This is a genomic window from Thioalkalivibrio sp. ALE9, from assembly GCF_000377445.1.
Classification (GTDB): Bacteria; Pseudomonadota; Gammaproteobacteria; order Ectothiorhodospirales; family Ectothiorhodospiraceae; genus Thioalkalivibrio.
The window spans coordinates 1-14,627 of the sequence record NZ_KB898131.1; the positions used below are offsets into that span (position 1 = coordinate 1).

At 68.5% G+C, this 14,627-nt stretch carries 14 protein-coding genes; 12 read left to right on the top strand and 2 right to left on the bottom strand.

The genetic code is table 11. The features are described from left to right. From D106_RS0111145 to D106_RS0111180, 8 genes are all read left to right on the top strand, one after another. Positions 1–247 (top strand): integrase core domain-containing protein (locus D106_RS0111145; protein WP_018880069.1); only part of this gene is annotated, 247 nt, incomplete at its 5' end. A gap of 195 nt (positions 248–442) precedes the next feature. Continuing rightward, complete coding sequence (locus D106_RS0111150; RefSeq protein ID WP_018880070.1) at positions 443–1,099, top strand: protein-L-isoaspartate O-methyltransferase; 657 nt, start codon at positions 443–445, stop codon at positions 1,097–1,099. A 102-nt stretch (positions 1,100–1,201) separates the two neighbouring features. Next, on the top strand, positions 1,202–2,527 hold the full coding sequence (locus D106_RS0111155; RefSeq protein ID WP_018866679.1) for a TolC family outer membrane protein: 1,326 nt from the start codon (positions 1,202–1,204) through the stop codon (positions 2,525–2,527). Beyond that, the gene (locus D106_RS0111160; RefSeq protein ID WP_018880071.1) at positions 2,527–3,102 is read left to right on the top strand and encodes an isochorismatase family protein; all 576 of its coding nucleotides are present in this window, start codon (positions 2,527–2,529) and stop codon (positions 3,100–3,102) included. The genes D106_RS0111155 and D106_RS0111160 overlap by 1 nt, the downstream gene beginning before the upstream one ends. A gap of 30 nt (positions 3,103–3,132) precedes the next feature. Beyond that, positions 3,133–3,273 carry a hypothetical protein gene (locus D106_RS15205; RefSeq protein WP_019625837.1) on the top strand — a complete coding sequence of 47 codons (141 nt, stop codon included), beginning with the start codon at positions 3,133–3,135 and terminating at the stop codon, positions 3,271–3,273. 10 nt (positions 3,274–3,283) lie between these two features. Then, positions 3,284–4,135: a hypothetical protein gene (locus tag D106_RS0111170; RefSeq protein WP_018880072.1), complete on the top strand. Its 852-nt coding sequence runs from the start codon at positions 3,284–3,286 to the stop codon at positions 4,133–4,135. Then, positions 4,135–5,205, top strand: a complete 1,071-nt coding sequence (locus D106_RS0111175; protein ID WP_018876863.1) for a homoserine O-succinyltransferase — start codon at positions 4,135–4,137, stop codon at positions 5,203–5,205. Before D106_RS0111170 ends, D106_RS0111175 begins: the two co-directional genes overlap by 1 nt. A 155-nt stretch (positions 5,206–5,360) precedes the next feature. Further along, positions 5,361–6,701, top strand: coding sequence for an MFS transporter (locus tag D106_RS0111180; RefSeq protein ID WP_018880073.1), 1,341 nt, complete (start codon positions 5,361–5,363; stop codon positions 6,699–6,701). Between the two features lie 349 nt (positions 6,702–7,050). On the opposite strand, the gene D106_RS15285 is transcribed toward D106_RS0111180, so the two are convergent. Next, positions 7,051–7,254, bottom strand: a complete 204-nt coding sequence (locus D106_RS15285; protein WP_081618662.1) for a hypothetical protein — start codon at positions 7,252–7,254, stop codon at positions 7,051–7,053. Between the two features lie 450 nt (positions 7,255–7,704). Here D106_RS15285 and D106_RS0111185 point away from each other — a divergent pair, with 450 nt between their 5' ends. Further along, on the top strand, positions 7,705–9,624 hold the full coding sequence (locus tag D106_RS0111185; protein ID WP_018880074.1) for an ATP-binding cassette domain-containing protein: 1,920 nt from the start codon (positions 7,705–7,707) through the stop codon (positions 9,622–9,624). A gap of 158 nt (positions 9,625–9,782) precedes the next feature. Continuing rightward, the gene (locus tag D106_RS0111190; RefSeq protein WP_018878450.1) at positions 9,783–11,798 is read left to right on the top strand and encodes a methyl-accepting chemotaxis protein; all 2,016 of its coding nucleotides are present in this window, start codon (positions 9,783–9,785) and stop codon (positions 11,796–11,798) included. Between the two features lie 6 nt (positions 11,799–11,804). Here D106_RS0111190 and D106_RS0111195 read toward each other — a convergent pair whose 3' ends face one another. Next, complete coding sequence (locus tag D106_RS0111195; RefSeq protein WP_018880075.1) at positions 11,805–13,733, bottom strand: GNAT family N-acetyltransferase; 1,929 nt, start codon at positions 13,731–13,733, stop codon at positions 11,805–11,807. Between the two features lie 229 nt (positions 13,734–13,962). Here D106_RS0111195 and D106_RS0111200 point away from each other — a divergent pair, with 229 nt between their 5' ends. Together D106_RS0111200 and D106_RS0111205 are read left to right on the top strand one after the other, a co-directional pair. Continuing rightward, positions 13,963–14,271, top strand: coding sequence for an STAS domain-containing protein (locus D106_RS0111200; RefSeq protein ID WP_018880076.1), 309 nt, complete (start codon positions 13,963–13,965; stop codon positions 14,269–14,271). Continuing rightward, positions 14,264–14,626: a response regulator gene (locus D106_RS0111205; protein WP_018866670.1), complete on the top strand. Its 363-nt coding sequence runs from the start codon at positions 14,264–14,266 to the stop codon at positions 14,624–14,626. The genes D106_RS0111200 and D106_RS0111205 overlap by 8 nt, the downstream gene beginning before the upstream one ends. Position 14,627 lies beyond the last annotated feature (1 nt).

Below are 14,627 nucleotides of genomic sequence, written 5' to 3' on the forward strand. Positions count from 1 at the left end.
CATGAGCCGCCGGGGTAACTGCTGGGACAATGCCGTCGTCGAGCGCTTCTTCCTGAGCCTCAAGACGGAACGCGTCTGGCAGCGCCGCTACGCAAACCACGGCGAGGCGCGGCGGGATATCGCGGACTACATCGCTCGGTTCTACAACACCGTTCGCATCCACTCGACGCTGGGCTACCTGCCTCCCAGCATCTACGAGCAACCAACGGCAGCCAATCCACCTAACGCGGTGTCCGAAATCACTTGACCACCACACTCCAGACCCCATCGCGCAGGGGGCTGCGCTCCTACGGGCAATAGCGGCACCCCCCGCAGGAGGCAAACCCTCTGGCCGATGGGGTCTGGTCAACACCCCATCGGCCAGAGGGCTGGCCTCCTACTTGCCTGTTTCGGCGCGTGAACGTACTCTTTCGCGGCTGTTTAGCGTACAGAGGAAACCGCGATGGATTTCGCCAAGGCCCGGATCAACATGGTCGAGCAGCAGGTTCGCCCCTGGGACGTGCTCGATACGCGCGTGCTGGACGTGATGGAAACCCTGCCGCGTGAACGCTTCATGCCCGAGCCCTACCAGGCCCTGGCATATGCGGATTCCGAGATCCCGCTGGGGCACGGCGAAAACACCCTGCCGCCGGTGGTGGTCGGCCGGCTGCTGCAGGCCGTGTCGCCGCAGCCCACCGAGACGGTACTGGAGATCGGCACCGGTTCCGGTTACGTGACCGCCTGCCTGGCCCACCTCGCGGCCCGGGTCGACAGCATCGAGCGGGTCGACGATCTGCGTCTCGCGGCGCGTAACCGCCTGACGGATCTGGGTCTCGATAACGCCCACCTGCGCACCGCCACGGTGACCCGTGACTGGACCCCGCCGCGCCCGCGTTACGACGCGATCATCCTCACTGGCGGCATGACCGAATACGACGACTTCCTCGAGCCCTACCTGACGCTCGGCGGCCGGCTGTTCGTGGTCACTGGCGATGGCCCGATCATGGAGGCCCAGCTGATCACCCGGACCACCGAAGACGACTGCCGCCACGAGGGCCTGTTCGAGACCCGCGTGAAGCCGCTGGTCGGCTTCGAACCGAAGCCCGCGTTCGAATTCTGAGCCGGTCGCCTGCGCCCCGGCACGGGGCGCGCGCCGGAGGCCCCATGCCGGAACATGCTCTGATAGGATAGGCGTTTCCTAATATCCTCCGGAGTCGCGTCCATGAACCGTCTGCCGTCGCTTCTCGCCGCCGCCGGGCTGGCCCTGGTGATCTCGGCCCCCGCCACCGCCTCCAGCCTGATGGAGGTCTACGAGCGCGCGGCCGCGGAAGACGCCGAACTGCGCACCGCCGAGGCGGAGTACCGCAGCGTGCTGGAGAACCGGCCGCTCGCGCGCTCCGCCCTGCTGCCGCAGATCTCCGGGCAGGCCGAGGCCGGCGCGTTCTACCGCGACGGCCGCAATGAACCGAGCATTGATGGGCGCGAGACCAGCTTCGGCGTCAATCTGGCCCAAAGCCTCTACGACCGCCGCAACTACATCGAGCTGGCGCAGGTGGATCTCGAGATCGCCCGCGCCGAGGCCGAACTGGATGCCGCCCGCCAGGACCTGATCCTGCGCGTGGCCCAGGCCTACTTCGACGTGCTCATCGCACAGGAAACCCTGGCCTTCCGCGAGGCCGAGGTCGAGGCGATCGAGCGCCAGCTGGAACAGACCCAGCGCCGCTTCGATGTCGGCCTGGTCGCCCGTACCGACGTCACCGAAGCCCAGGCCCAGCGCGACATCGCCGAGGCCGAGCGCATCGCCGCCGCGAACCAGCTGGACCTGACCCGCGAGCAGCTCGCGGTGATCACCAATACCTACTGGGACGAGCTGGACATGCTGCGCGACGAGGCCGAGCTGACCCCGCCGGACCCGGCCGATCCGCAGGCCTGGGTCGACATCGCGCTCGCCAACAACCTGGAACTGGCCGCCCAGCGCCTGAGCACGGAAACCGCCCGCGAACAGATCCAGCGCCAGCGCGCCGAGGGCCTGCCGCGGCTCAACCTGAACGCCTCGGTGCGCGAGAACCGCTACCACGGCCTGGATGTACCAGCTGATGCCAGAGGCGCCTTCTTCGAGGGCACCGACGCCCAGGTCGGCGTGCAACTGGAGATCCCGCTCTACACCGGCGGGCGCGTCAGCGCCCTGACCCGCCAGGCCCGCGAGGACTTCCAGGCCGCGCAGGAAGGCCAGTCGCTGGTGGAGCGCCGCACCACCCAGGACACCCGCAGCGCCTACCTGTCGGTGATCTCCAACAACTCGCGGGTGCGCGCGCTGGAGCAGGCGCTGGTTTCGACCCAGTCCGCGTTCGAGGCGGCCGAGGCCGGCTTCGAGGTCGGTACCCGCACCCAGGTGGACGTCCTGCTCGCCCTGCGCGAGGTCTTCCGCGCCGAGCGCGACTACGCCGAGGCCCGCTACGGCTTCCTCGGCGAGTCGCTGCGCCTGCAGCGCGCGGCCGGTCGCCTGAGCGTGGCCGACCTCGAGGCCATCGACGACCTGCTGGAGTAATGTCCGCCTCCGCCACGCATAACCCACGGGCCCGCTGCGAGCGCGCGCGGTCGCGCCTGGTCCTGATCGACCTGCAGGAACGCCTGCTGGCCGCCATGCCCGAGGCGGCCCGTGCCGAGGTCGAGCGCAATGCCGTGCGCCTGATCGAGGCGGCGCGCAAGCTCGGCATCCCGATCGAGGTATCGCGCCAGTATCCCAAAGGCCTCGGCGAGGTCACCGCCCCCCTGCAGCAGGCGCTGGACGGCAAGGGCGCGGTCACCGACAAGACGGCTTTCTCCTGCTGCGCCGAACCCGACCTGCACACCCGCCTGACCCGCGGCGACCAGATCATCCTGACCGGCGCGGAGACCCACATCTGCGTGACCCAGACGGCACTGGAACTGCTGGAGGCGGGCGTGACCGTGTTCGTGGTCGAGGACGGAGTCTGCTCGCGCGACACCGGGCGCAAGCACAACGGGCTGGAGCGCCTGCGCGCCGCCGGCGCCATCATCACCAATCACGAATCGGTGCTGTTCGAATGGCTGCGCGACGCGGCCGATCCGCAGTTCCGCGAACTGAGCCAGTTGATCCGCTAATCACGAACCGGGAGACACGCAGGGATGCGCATGCTTGGAAACATTTTGCTGGGCTTGTGGTTGATCCTGTTCGGCCTGCGCGGTCTGCTGGGGCTGCAGTTCCAGTACGACCACTACGTCATCAGTGGCCTGGCGGTGATCGCCGGTATCCTGTTCATCCTGCGTCGATAAAACCAACATCATGCGCCTGACCCCCGACGAGTACCGCAATCAGGACCACCGCCGCATCACCCTGCTGGGGATGTCCGGTGTCGGCAAGACGCGCCTGTCCAACATGCTGCGGCGCGAGGACTGGTTCCACTACTCCGGCGACTACCGCATCGGCACGCGCTACCTGAGCGAACCGATCCTGGACAACATCAAGGCCCAGGCGATGGCGGTGCCATTCCTGCGCGATCTGCTGCGCTCGGACTCGATCCAGATCATCAACAACATCACGGTGGACAACCTGCACCCGGTGGCGAGCTTCCTCGGCAAGCTCGGCAACCCGGAGCTGGGCGGACTGCCGCTGACCGAGTTCAAGCGCCGCCAGACCCTGCACCACGAGGCCGAGGTGCAGGCCATGCTCGACGTGCCCGACTTCATCAACAAGTCCCAGACGCTGTTCGGCTATCCGCACTTCGTCAACGATGCCGGCGGCTCGGTCTGCGAACTGGACAGCCCCGGCGTGCTGGAGACCCTCGCGGAGCACACGCTGATCCTCTACATCAAGGCGACCGACGAGGACGAGCGCCAGCTGATCGAGCGCGCCGAGAGCGATCCCAAGCCGCTGTACTACCGCGAGGCCTTCCTCGACCAGCAGCTGGCCGAATACATGCGCGACGAGGGGCTGGACTACGTCGCCCAGATCGACCCGGACGCCTTTGTGCGCTGGGTCTTCTCGCGGCTGTTCCGTGCCCGCCTGCCACGTTACGAGGCGATCGCCGAGAGTCACGGCTACACCATCAGCACCACGGAACTGGCGCGGGTGCGCAACGCGGCCGACTTCGACGACCTGGTCTGCATGGCCCTGGAACGGGAGGCGCGTCTGTAATGCCACTTGTCGCCTACTCCGACCTGCCCACCTTTGCCCGCCTGAAAAGCGAGGGCGAGACCGTCCTGCCCAGCGACTTCGCCCAGCAGCAGGAGATCCGCGCCCTGCATATCGGGCTGCTGAACATGATGCCGGACGCCGCCCTCGCGGCCACCGAGCGCCAGTTCTTTCGCCTGATCGGCGAGAGCAACCAGATCGCGCAGTTCTATATCCACCCGTTCACCCTGCCGCAACTCAAGCGCGGGCCGAAGGGGCGCGACCACGTCAAGCAGTACTACGAATCCTTCGAGGACCTGAAGAAGGAGGGCCTCGACGCGCTGATCATCACCGGCGCCAACGTGACCCAGCCGGACCTGGCCCTGGAACCCTTCTGGGAACCGCTGGCCGAGGTGGTCGACTGGGCCTGGGAGAACGTGACCTCCACCCTGTGCTCCTGCCTGGCGACCCACGCCGTGCTGCAGGCGCGCTACGGCGAGCACCGCCGGCATATGGGCGAGAAGCTGTGGGGCGTGTTCCCGCATCGCGTGGTCGACCGCGGGCATCCGCTGGTCACCGGCGTGAACACCCGTTTCGACGTGCCGCACTCGCGCTACAACGATGTCTCGCGCGACCAGTTCGAGCGCCACGGACTGCGCGTGCTGGTGGAGAGTGACCAGTCCGGGATCCACCTGGGGGCCTCGCCCGACGGCTTTCGCATGGTCTTCTTCCAGGGCCACCCGGAATACGACTCGATCAGCCTGCTCAAGGAATACAAACGCGAGGTGGTGCGCTACATCCAGGGCGAACGCGACGCTTACCCGCCGCTGCCGGAGAACTACCTGATGCCGCAGGCCGCCGCCATCCTCGACGAGCACCGCGAGCACGTGGAGGCCGCGCTGGAACACTGCACCGAGATCCCGGCCCTGCCCGAGGCGCTGCTACTGGACCGCCTCGACAACACCTGGCACGACACCGCGCTGGCGGTGATCAACAACTGGCTGGGCAACGTCTATCAGCTGACCAACCTCGACCGGCGCAAGCCGTTCCGCGACAGCGTCGACCCGAGCGACCCGCTGGCCGGGCGCCGGTAGCGCGTCGCACCCGCCCCTGTCATTGCGAGGTGCCGCAGGCACCGTGGCAATCTGCCTTCCGGCACCACCGGATCCCGCCGCCCTGCCAGCATCTGGAGGTTGCCACGTCGCCTTCGGCTCCTCGCAATGACGGGACAACGCAACGGAAAGACCTCATGACCGCCAACGACCTGGACAAGCTTCCGCGCCCGATTATCGGACTGTACGAAACCATTGCCGGCGACGAGGACGCGCGCGTCTGCAAGGACATCCCCGAAAACGCCTGCCGCGCCCAGCCGGTCAATTTCTTCGTCCACCTGGTCGCCAACACCCTGAGCAAGATTGGCGACGAGCTCGCCTCGGCCCGACTGGTGCTGGCCTGGCTGCTCGGCGCCCTGGGCGCCCCGGCCGCCTTCGCCGGCTTCCTGGTGCCGATCCGCGAATCTGGCTCGCTACTGCCTCAACTGTTCGTTGCCGCCTCCATTCGCCGCCGGGCGATCCGCAAGGGCTTCTGGGTGCTGGGCAGTGTCCTGTCCGGCCTGGCCGTCGCCGGCATGGCTGTCGTCGCCCTGACCCTGGAGGGCGCCGCCGCCGGCTGGGCCATCCTCGGGCTCCTGATCGTCTTTGCCCTGTCGCGGGGGATCAACTCGGTGGCTTCCAAGGATGTGCTCGGCAAGACCATCGCCAAGCACCAGCGCGGAACCGTGATGGGCTATGCCGCCTCCCTCGCCGGCTTCTTCACCCTGGGCCTGGGTATCTACCTGACGCTGGCGAACCTCGAAGAGGCCGGCATCGGGGTCTTCGTCGCCCTGCTGGCCGCCTCGGCCGGGGCCTGGTGGGTGGCCGCCGCGACCTTTACCCGGCTGCGCGAGGACCCGGGCTCCACCGAGGGCGGCGGCAACGCGGTGACCGAGGCCATCCGCTCCATGCGCCTGCTGTGGACCGACCGCGCCTTTGGCCACTTCGTGCTGACCCGCGCCCTGCTGATGAGCACCGCGCTGGCCCTGCCCTTCTACGTCCTTCTCGCGGAGGACGCCACCGCCGGCGATCTCGGCACCCTGGGGCTGCTGATCCTGGCCAGCGGCCTGGCCTCGGCGGTCAGCGCCCCGGTCTGGGGGCGCCTGTCCGACCGCTCGGCGCGCTGGGTGCTGATCCTGTCTGGCCTTCTGGCCGCCGGGCTTGGCATTGCGGTCGCGGTGGGCGTCTGGTTCGTGCCGGTGGATACCGACCACGCACTGGTCCCCGGCGGCTGGCTCTATGCGGCGTTGTTCTTCCTGCTCGGGGTCAGTCATGCCGGTGTGCGCCTGGGGCGCAAGACGTATCTGGTGGATATGGCCACGCAGGAGACCCGGGCCGCGTTCACCGCGGTCAGCAACACGGTCATTGGTGCCCTGCTGCTGGTCGGCGGGCTGTTCGGGCTGCTGGCGCAGCTGGCGGGCACCGAGGTGGCGATCTTCGTCCTCGCGCTGATGAGTCTGGCCGGCGCCGCCAGCGCCTGGCTCATGGGCGAGGCCTGACACGCGCCCCTCTCTCGCCCTCGCCCCCCACGAGGCATGCTGGGCGATTCCGTTTTCGCGTGACTCCGGCCTGCCGCCGACCTGTTGGTGGCTGGTCCCGGTTCGGCCTCTGGTGTTTACGGTGCCTCCGGCCGGTCGCCTGCCGGGCTGAGGCTGGTCCTGGTTCATTCTTCGGTGTTTATGGTGCCTTCGGTCCACATACTGCCCGGCGCTGACTCGCCAGCGCGCCCCGAGGCACTTTCTTGCTTGCCCAAGAAAGTGCCCAAAGAAGGGCACCCGGATTCCGCCCGGGAACCTTGCTCCAGGGCCCTCGGGCCGGCGGCGCTGAACTCGCTACGCTGCGCTTCGCTCAGACATCCAGCGCCTTCTCCCGGCCCGAGAACCCTTCCGCAAGGGGCTCCATACGGGAGGCGAAGGTCAAAACCGAACGCATCCCCATGTTTGCGCCTAACCATAGGCAACGCCGCTCGAAAGCCCCTGGCGCCCGCCCTGCGGGCGCGGCACGCAACGGCCGAGGGCCGAGCGTGCCCAAGATGTCCGAAAAGTTAGCCATCCTCCACTGGCACGACCGTCGGGACGGCTGTTGTCTTGACCTTGAATCCCCCGTTGTCGTCGCGCCGAGTGGAGAGGGTTTTCGCGGGGAAAAAGGCGCTGGATGTCTGAGCGGAGCCGAAGGCGTAGCGAGTTCAGCGCCGCCCGCGAAAAACCTCGGAGCGAGGGAAACCCCGGCCCGCGCAGCGGGCCGGGGTCGCGGCAGTCGGGCGTGTTTCTTGGGTACTTCTTTGCACGAGCAAAGAAGCCCGTTTTTGATCAACAACGGGCGCGGCGCGCTGGCGAGTCAGCGCCGGGCAGTATGTGGACCGAAGGCACCGTAAACACCAGATGACGAAAGAGGACCAGCCACCACGAGGCAGGCGGCTGGACGCAGCCAACCGCACGCCGCAGAGCGCCAAGGTGATAGGCTTGGCGCCCGCTACAACACTCGCTCGCGACCGGAACTCGAATGGCACTGCTCACCCTGCGCAACATCCACCTGGCCTACGGCATGGCCGCCCTGCTCGACGGCATCAACCTGAGCCTGGAACCCGGCGAGCGCGTCGCCATCGCCGGGCGCAACGGAGAGGGCAAATCCACCCTGCTCAAGGTGCTCAACGGCGAGGCGCAGGCGGATTCGGGCGAGATCACCTGCCAGGACGGCCTCACCACCGCCTACCTGACCCAGGAGTTGCCCCCGGGCATTGAAGGGACGGTGTTCGATGTCGTGGCCGAGGGCCTGGGCGAGGCCGGGCGCCTGCTGGAGCGCTTCCACCACCTGAGCCAGGCCGCGGCCGGCGGCGACATGGATGCCCTGGAGAAGATGGGGCCAGTGCAGTCGCAGCTCGACGCCATCGATGGCTGGAGCCTGCAGAACCGGGTGGAGACCACCATCTCCCGCCTGAGCCTGGACCCCGAGGCGCAGTTCGCCGCGCTGTCCGGCGGACTCAAGCGCCGGGTCTGGCTGGCACGCGAGCTGGTGCAGCGCCCGCAGCTGCTGCTGCTCGACGAACCGACCAACCATCTCGACGTGGCCGCGATCCGCTGGCTGGAAGAGTTCCTGCTCGAGAGCGGCCTGACCGTGGTCTTCATCAGCCATGACCGCCAGTTCATGGAGAGTGTAGCCACCCGCATCCTGGAGCTGGACCGCGGGCAGCTGTATGAACATCCGCCGTCGATCGAGGAATTCCGCGAGCGCCAGGCCGAACGCCTGGAGACCGAGGCCACCCAGCGCGCGGAGTTCGACCGCAAGCTGGCGCAGGAGGAGGCCTGGGTGCGCCAGGGCATCAAGGCACGGCGTACCCGCAACGAGGGGCGCGTGCGGGCACTGCAGGCCCTGCGCAAGAAGCGCGCCGAGCGTCGCGAACGCAGCGGCCAGGTCAAGATGAAGCTGAGCCCGGAACAGCGTTCGGGCCGGCTGGTGATCGAGGCGGAACACGCCGATTTCGGCTACGAAAAACCCATCGTCAGGGACGTGAACCTGCTGCTGCAACGCGGCGATGCCCTGGGCATCGTCGGACCCAACGGCGCGGGCAAGACGACCCTGCTGCGCGGCCTGCTCGGACAGATGGAGCCGCTGGCCGGTCACGTGAAGCTGGGCACCCAGCTGGAGATCGCGTACTTCGACCAGGCGCGCGCGCATCTCGACGAGGACACCACGGTGCAGGACGCGGTCGGCGAGGGGCGAGACCGGGTGATGGTCAATGGCGAGAGCCGGCACATTTTGTCCTACCTGGAAGACTTCCTGTTCCCGCCGTCACGTTCCCGACAGCCGGTGTCGGCGCTGTCCGGGGGCGAGCGCAATCGCCTGCTGCTGGCCAAGCTGTTCCTGCGCCCGGCAAATCTGCTGGTGCTCGACGAACCCACCAACGACCTCGATGTGGAGACCCTGGAGCTGCTGGAACAGCTCCTGATCGAGTACACCGGGACGGTGATCGTGGTCAGCCACGACCGCTCGTTTCTGGACAATGTCGCGACCTCGACCCTGGTCCTGCCGGGCGACGGATCGGTGGAAGAGTTCGTGGGTGGCTGGTCCGACCTGCCCGAACGTGTCACGCGGCGGCTGCTGGAGGGCGAAACCGCGGCCGCCGCCCGCCCCGGCGCCCCGGAGCCGCGGGCCGAGCCCGCTCCCGAACCATCGCCGCAGACATCGGAAAACGCTCCGGCGACCCCGCGCAAACTGTCCTACAAGGATGCGCGCGAACTGGAGGCCCTCCCGGCCCGGATCGAGGCCCTGGAAACCGAGCAACAGGAACTGACCACGGCGATGACCGATCCCGAGGCCCTGCGCGACGGTGAACGCATGCGCGACCTGCAGGCGCGGCTCGAGACCGTGGAGGCCGAGCTGGCCCACTGCTTCGAGCGCTGGGAGCAGCTGGAATCCGGTTGAGCGTCGGCGCGTCTACACTCGGGTTTCCGGCCACCCCTCAACTCTGCCGGGGGTCTGCCGTAACAGGGGTTGAATAGCCACCTTTCGGGTCCGCGCTCTCCGAGACCGCGGCCGGTTCGCGAAGCGCCCGGGACAGGGCGCGCTGAAGGAGTCATCGCATGCTGGACAAACTCTCCATCCGGGGGCTGCTGATTGCCGGGTTCGGCCTGGTCGTCGCCATCCTGATCATCAACTCCCTGCTGGCACTGCGCGCGATGAGCACGGGCAGTCAGGGGGTCGAGCAACTCACGCAGGCCGACTACCCGGCCGTCGCCCGGGTCAACGATGTCGAGCAGCTGCTGCAGGAGAGCGCGGCGTTTCTCGGCTTCTACCTGATGAGCGAGGAGCAGTCGCATCGCGATGCATGGCAAAACGCGATGCGCGAGCTCGATGCGGCCACGCGGGCCCTGAACGAGAATCCGGTCATCGCGGCCGACGAGGAACTCGCCGCCAGCGCGACCGAGGTACGCCGCCTGGTGGATCAGTTCGCCAGCTTCGAGGACCGCCTGATCGAGGTGGCGGAGAACGCGGCCGAGAATATGCCGGCCCTGGGCATCGCCAACGCCCGGGCCAACCCGGCCAGCCGCGAGATGACCCAGCAGACCAACATGATGATCGACGCCGAGATGGCCCTGCCGCGCTTCCAGCGTTCCTGGGACCGTCTCGACACCCTGCATGAGCTGCGCATGTCGGTGGTCCAGGTCACCTCCAACCTGCGCGGGTTCATCGCCTTCCGCGATGACGCCTTCCGCGAGAACGTCCGCCTGTTCTCGACCCGCACCAACGACATCACCGCGCAGCTGATGGACCAGTTCGACGATCTCGACTTCGAACAGCAGATCGCGCTGGAAGACTTCCAGATGGCCCTGGATACCCAGAACACCGCGCTGGACGACCTGATCGAGATCCACGGCAGCGAACAGGCCCTGCAGGATGCCTACCTGATTCGGACCGAGATCGGCCCGCTGCTGGTCGAGGCCCGCGATCATCTGCAAGGACTCAGCGAGCGCATCACTGCCCGCGCCGAACGCAGCGCCGCCGCCCTGACTGCCGACATGCGCGCCACCCAGACGACCCAGGGCATCCTGGCCCTGATCGGCGTGATCCTCGGGCTGGCCGGCGCGGTGTTCATCATCCTGGTCGTGCGGCGCGCGCTGGCCCACTCCACCGCGGCGCTCGAGGAGATCGCCGACGGCGATGGCGATCTGAGCCGCCGCCTGGACGAGAACGGGCTGATCGAGACCGCGCAACTGGGCCGCGCCTTCAACCGCTTCACCGACAAGATCGCCCAGGCCATCGGCCACGCGCGCGGCAGCACCGAGACACTCAACCGCGCCACCGAGAACCTGAACCAGGAGGCCTACGAGGCCCGCGAGGCGGTCTCGCGCCAGCGCGACGAGACCGAGCGTGTCGCCACCGCGATCAACGAGCTGCAAAGCAGCGCCGAGGAGATCGCGCGCAACACCGACGCGACCTCCCAGGCCGGCCAGGAGGCCGGGGATGCGGTGAACAACGGCTCCGAGGTGATGGAGAAGAACATCGAGTCCATGGCCTCGCTGCTCGGCACCGTCGAGCAGGCCGCCGGGACCGTCTCCAAGCTGGGCGAGGACTCCAAGCAAATTGGGACCATCCTCGAGGTGATCCGCGGGGTCGCCGAGCAGACCAACCTGCTGGCCCTGAACGCGGCCATCGAGGCCGCCCGCGCCGGCGAACATGGCCGCGGCTTCGCGGTGGTCGCCGACGAGGTCCGCAAGCTGGCGACCCGCACGCAGGAATCCACCGACGAGATCGAGTCCATGATCTCGCGCCTGCAAACCGCCACCACCAGTGCCGTCAAGGCCATGGAACAGGGTCAGGAAGAGGCCGAGTCGACCATGGAGCATACCGCCGAGGTCAACGGCGCCCTGCAGCAGATCCGGCAGTCGGTCACCACCATCGTGGAGATGACCGAGCAGATCGCGGTCGCTTCGCGCCAGCAGAGCACGGTGGTCGAGGATATCAACCGCAATATCGTGCAGATCTCCGACGAGGCGGATCAGTCGGCCAACACCGCCGACCGGGTCAGCGCCGCCTCCGACGAACTCAAGCAGGTGGAAAAGGAGATCCAGCAGGCCCTGGCGCAGTTCCGGCTCTGACCCGGTCTACGGGCTACGTACCTCCAGCCAGGTCCGGGCGGCGCGGCGCAGCCTGCGGGTGACGCCGCGCCGCCCGGACACCCCGAGCTCGCGGGCCAGGCGTGCCCAGTCGATAGGCGCGGCCAGGCTCGCCGCCAGCAGGCGGCCTTCCGGATCGGCCGGCGGGGCTGCTTCCAGCTGCCGCAACAGGGCCGGCAACGCCCATTCCAGCGGCCGCGCGCGGTACGCAAAGGCTCGAACCTCCGCGAGATCGGTGGCCGGGTCGGCCTCCGCCAACGGCCGGGCCGTTTCCTCCAGGACCGCACTCACCATGGCCGCGGCGGATGCCGGCAGGAAGCGTGGGTGCCAGACTGGCCAGTCGCGCCAAAAGGCGCGCTGGATTGGCTGCAGACCGGAGGCCGTGCGGGGCCGGAGGGCGCGCAGGACCACGCCACTGACCTGACCACTGGCCGCGTCCGGCTGGGTGCCCACGCGCACCAGAACGTAGCCCTCCCGCTGCCAGAGCCGCAGCAACGCGGGCTGCAGTCCGAAACTCGCCCCCAGCAACGCCACCCGTTCGGCAACGGCCCGATCCGCGATCGCCCGCAGCAGGCGGCCGCCCAGGCCCCGCCCCTGCCAGCGCGGGTGCACCGCGATGCGCTGGATGCGCCAGGTACGCTCCGCCGCCAGCTCGAAGCCCCCCAGAGCAGCCAGTGTGCAGGGCAGAAACTGCCCCTGCGGACGGCGCTCACCCGCCCACACCGCCTCGGCCAGGGCCCGATCCAGGCCGGGTTCCTCCTGAATCAGCACGACGCCGAAGAGCGCCCCGTCCGTCACGCCCTCCATGCACAGCACGCGCCCGCCGGGGTCCTCCAGCCAGCGCAGAAGATCGGACGGACGGGTCCGGTAGTGCGCATCCGCCAGCAGGCCCGTCACGGCCTCCAGGGTCTGCGGCAACTCCGCCAGGGCCGCCCCGGTCGTCCAGCGCAGACGGACGGCCTGGGTAGCCGGTGTCCGGCTTTCCGCCTCCAGCAGGCACAACCGATCGAGCCAGTCCTCCAACGGATCCCCCGGCGCCCAGCGCACCGGGGTCGCCATGGGCTGAACCCGCACCCGGAACCCCGCCGCCTCCAGGGCCGGCAGCGCACGCAGCCGGAAGCCCTGGCCACTCCCCTCGAAGCCGCCGGTCGTGGTGGACAACACCAGGCGCCGGGCACGGCGGGCGAGGCGCAGCAGGCGCTCCACCGGCAGGTTCGCTGCCTCGTCGATGATCAGAGTATCCACGGGTTCGGGCGCTTCCAGCAGGATATCCGGTGCCCGGTAGAGACGCTCCGGCGTGTCGACCCACCGGCGGGCGCGCGCCAGCAGGGCACCCACGGCCCGTGGACTCGGTGCCGTCAGCGTGATCGCGGGCCCGCCGTGTTGGAGTGTCCCGCCGAGGAACTCGCCCAGGAGGGTCGACTTGCCGCGACCGCGCGGGGCGATCAGCGCCAGGCATTCGTCGGCGCCAAGATGCGCGAGACGATCCAGCGCCGCGGCCTGATCCGGCGTCCACGCAAAGGCGGGCGCCGGACGTGCCGGCACCTCGGGCCATTCCTCCGCCGATGCGGGCGTCCGCACCCACGCCTCGGCCAGCGCGGCCCGCCAGCGGCGGGTAAACGCGCCTTCACCGGTGACGCCGTCGAGGACCACCAGGGTGCCCCCGCCGCGCAGCAGCCCGGCCGCGGTGACCAGCGCATCCACGGCGAGCGGATCCCCGGCCTCGAACACCAGGGCCTGCACTTCGTGGCCCAGCCAGTGCCCGGCCTGTGCCGGCGCCACGTGCGGCAGGCCGTCGGGCACATGCCGCCCCACCCAGAGCACCGGCCCCCGGGCTGCGGCGGTCCGCAGCCAGGCCGCGGCGGCCTGCCGGGCCGCCGGGTCGGCCGGTAGTCGGTAGAGCGAACGGGCCTCCATCTCAGCATCTCACCGGGGTCGAAGGTTGCATGGAAAAAGCGGGCTTGCACGGGCGCACACGGCATCTGGTCACACTGGCGCGACGAAAGTCCAGCGCGCTGCCGACGTTTCCATGTGAATCCGTCCTCAAGTTTTCCCACCCGCAGCCGTACAAGTTTTTTACAAAGAGCTGGGAAATATCTGTACAGATCCTGTACAGTGTGAACGAATTCACGGAAAGGTAACGGCGATGACCACCATAGCGCTGCCCGAACGCCTGCGCATCGACACCGCGACCGCCTGCTGGCAGGAGCTGCGCGTGGCGCTGGATGCCGGCGAGGACCTTCAGGTGGACGCGACGACCGTGGCCGATATCGACGCCGCCGGGGTTCAGGTCCTGCTGATGGCACGCCACTGCGCGGCACGCCATGCGCAGGGCTTTTCGATCGACGGAGCAAGCGCCGTCTTAACGCAGGCCTTCCAGGCGCTCGGTGCGGACGCGGCCGCCGCGCGTGCGGGACAGGAACACGATACCGATTCAGGAGAACACAATGGCTAAGGTTCTGGTGGTGGACGATTCCGCCTCGATGCGCCAGATGGTCGCATTCACCCTCAAGCAGGCCGGACACGAGGTCACCGAGGGGCGCGACGGCAACGACGGCCTGGGCAAGGCCCAGGGGACGAAGGCGGACCTGGTGATCACCGACGTGAACATGCCGGGCATGGACGGGCTGCAACTGACCCGCGAACTGCGCAAGCTGGGCGATTACAAGTTCACCCCGATCCTGGTGCTGACCACCGAGGCCGGCCCGGAGAAGAAACAGGAAGGCAAGGCGGCGGGTGCGACCGGCTGGCTGGTCAAGCCGTTCGACCCGGACCAGCTGATGAACACCGTGAACCGGGTGCTGCGCTAGT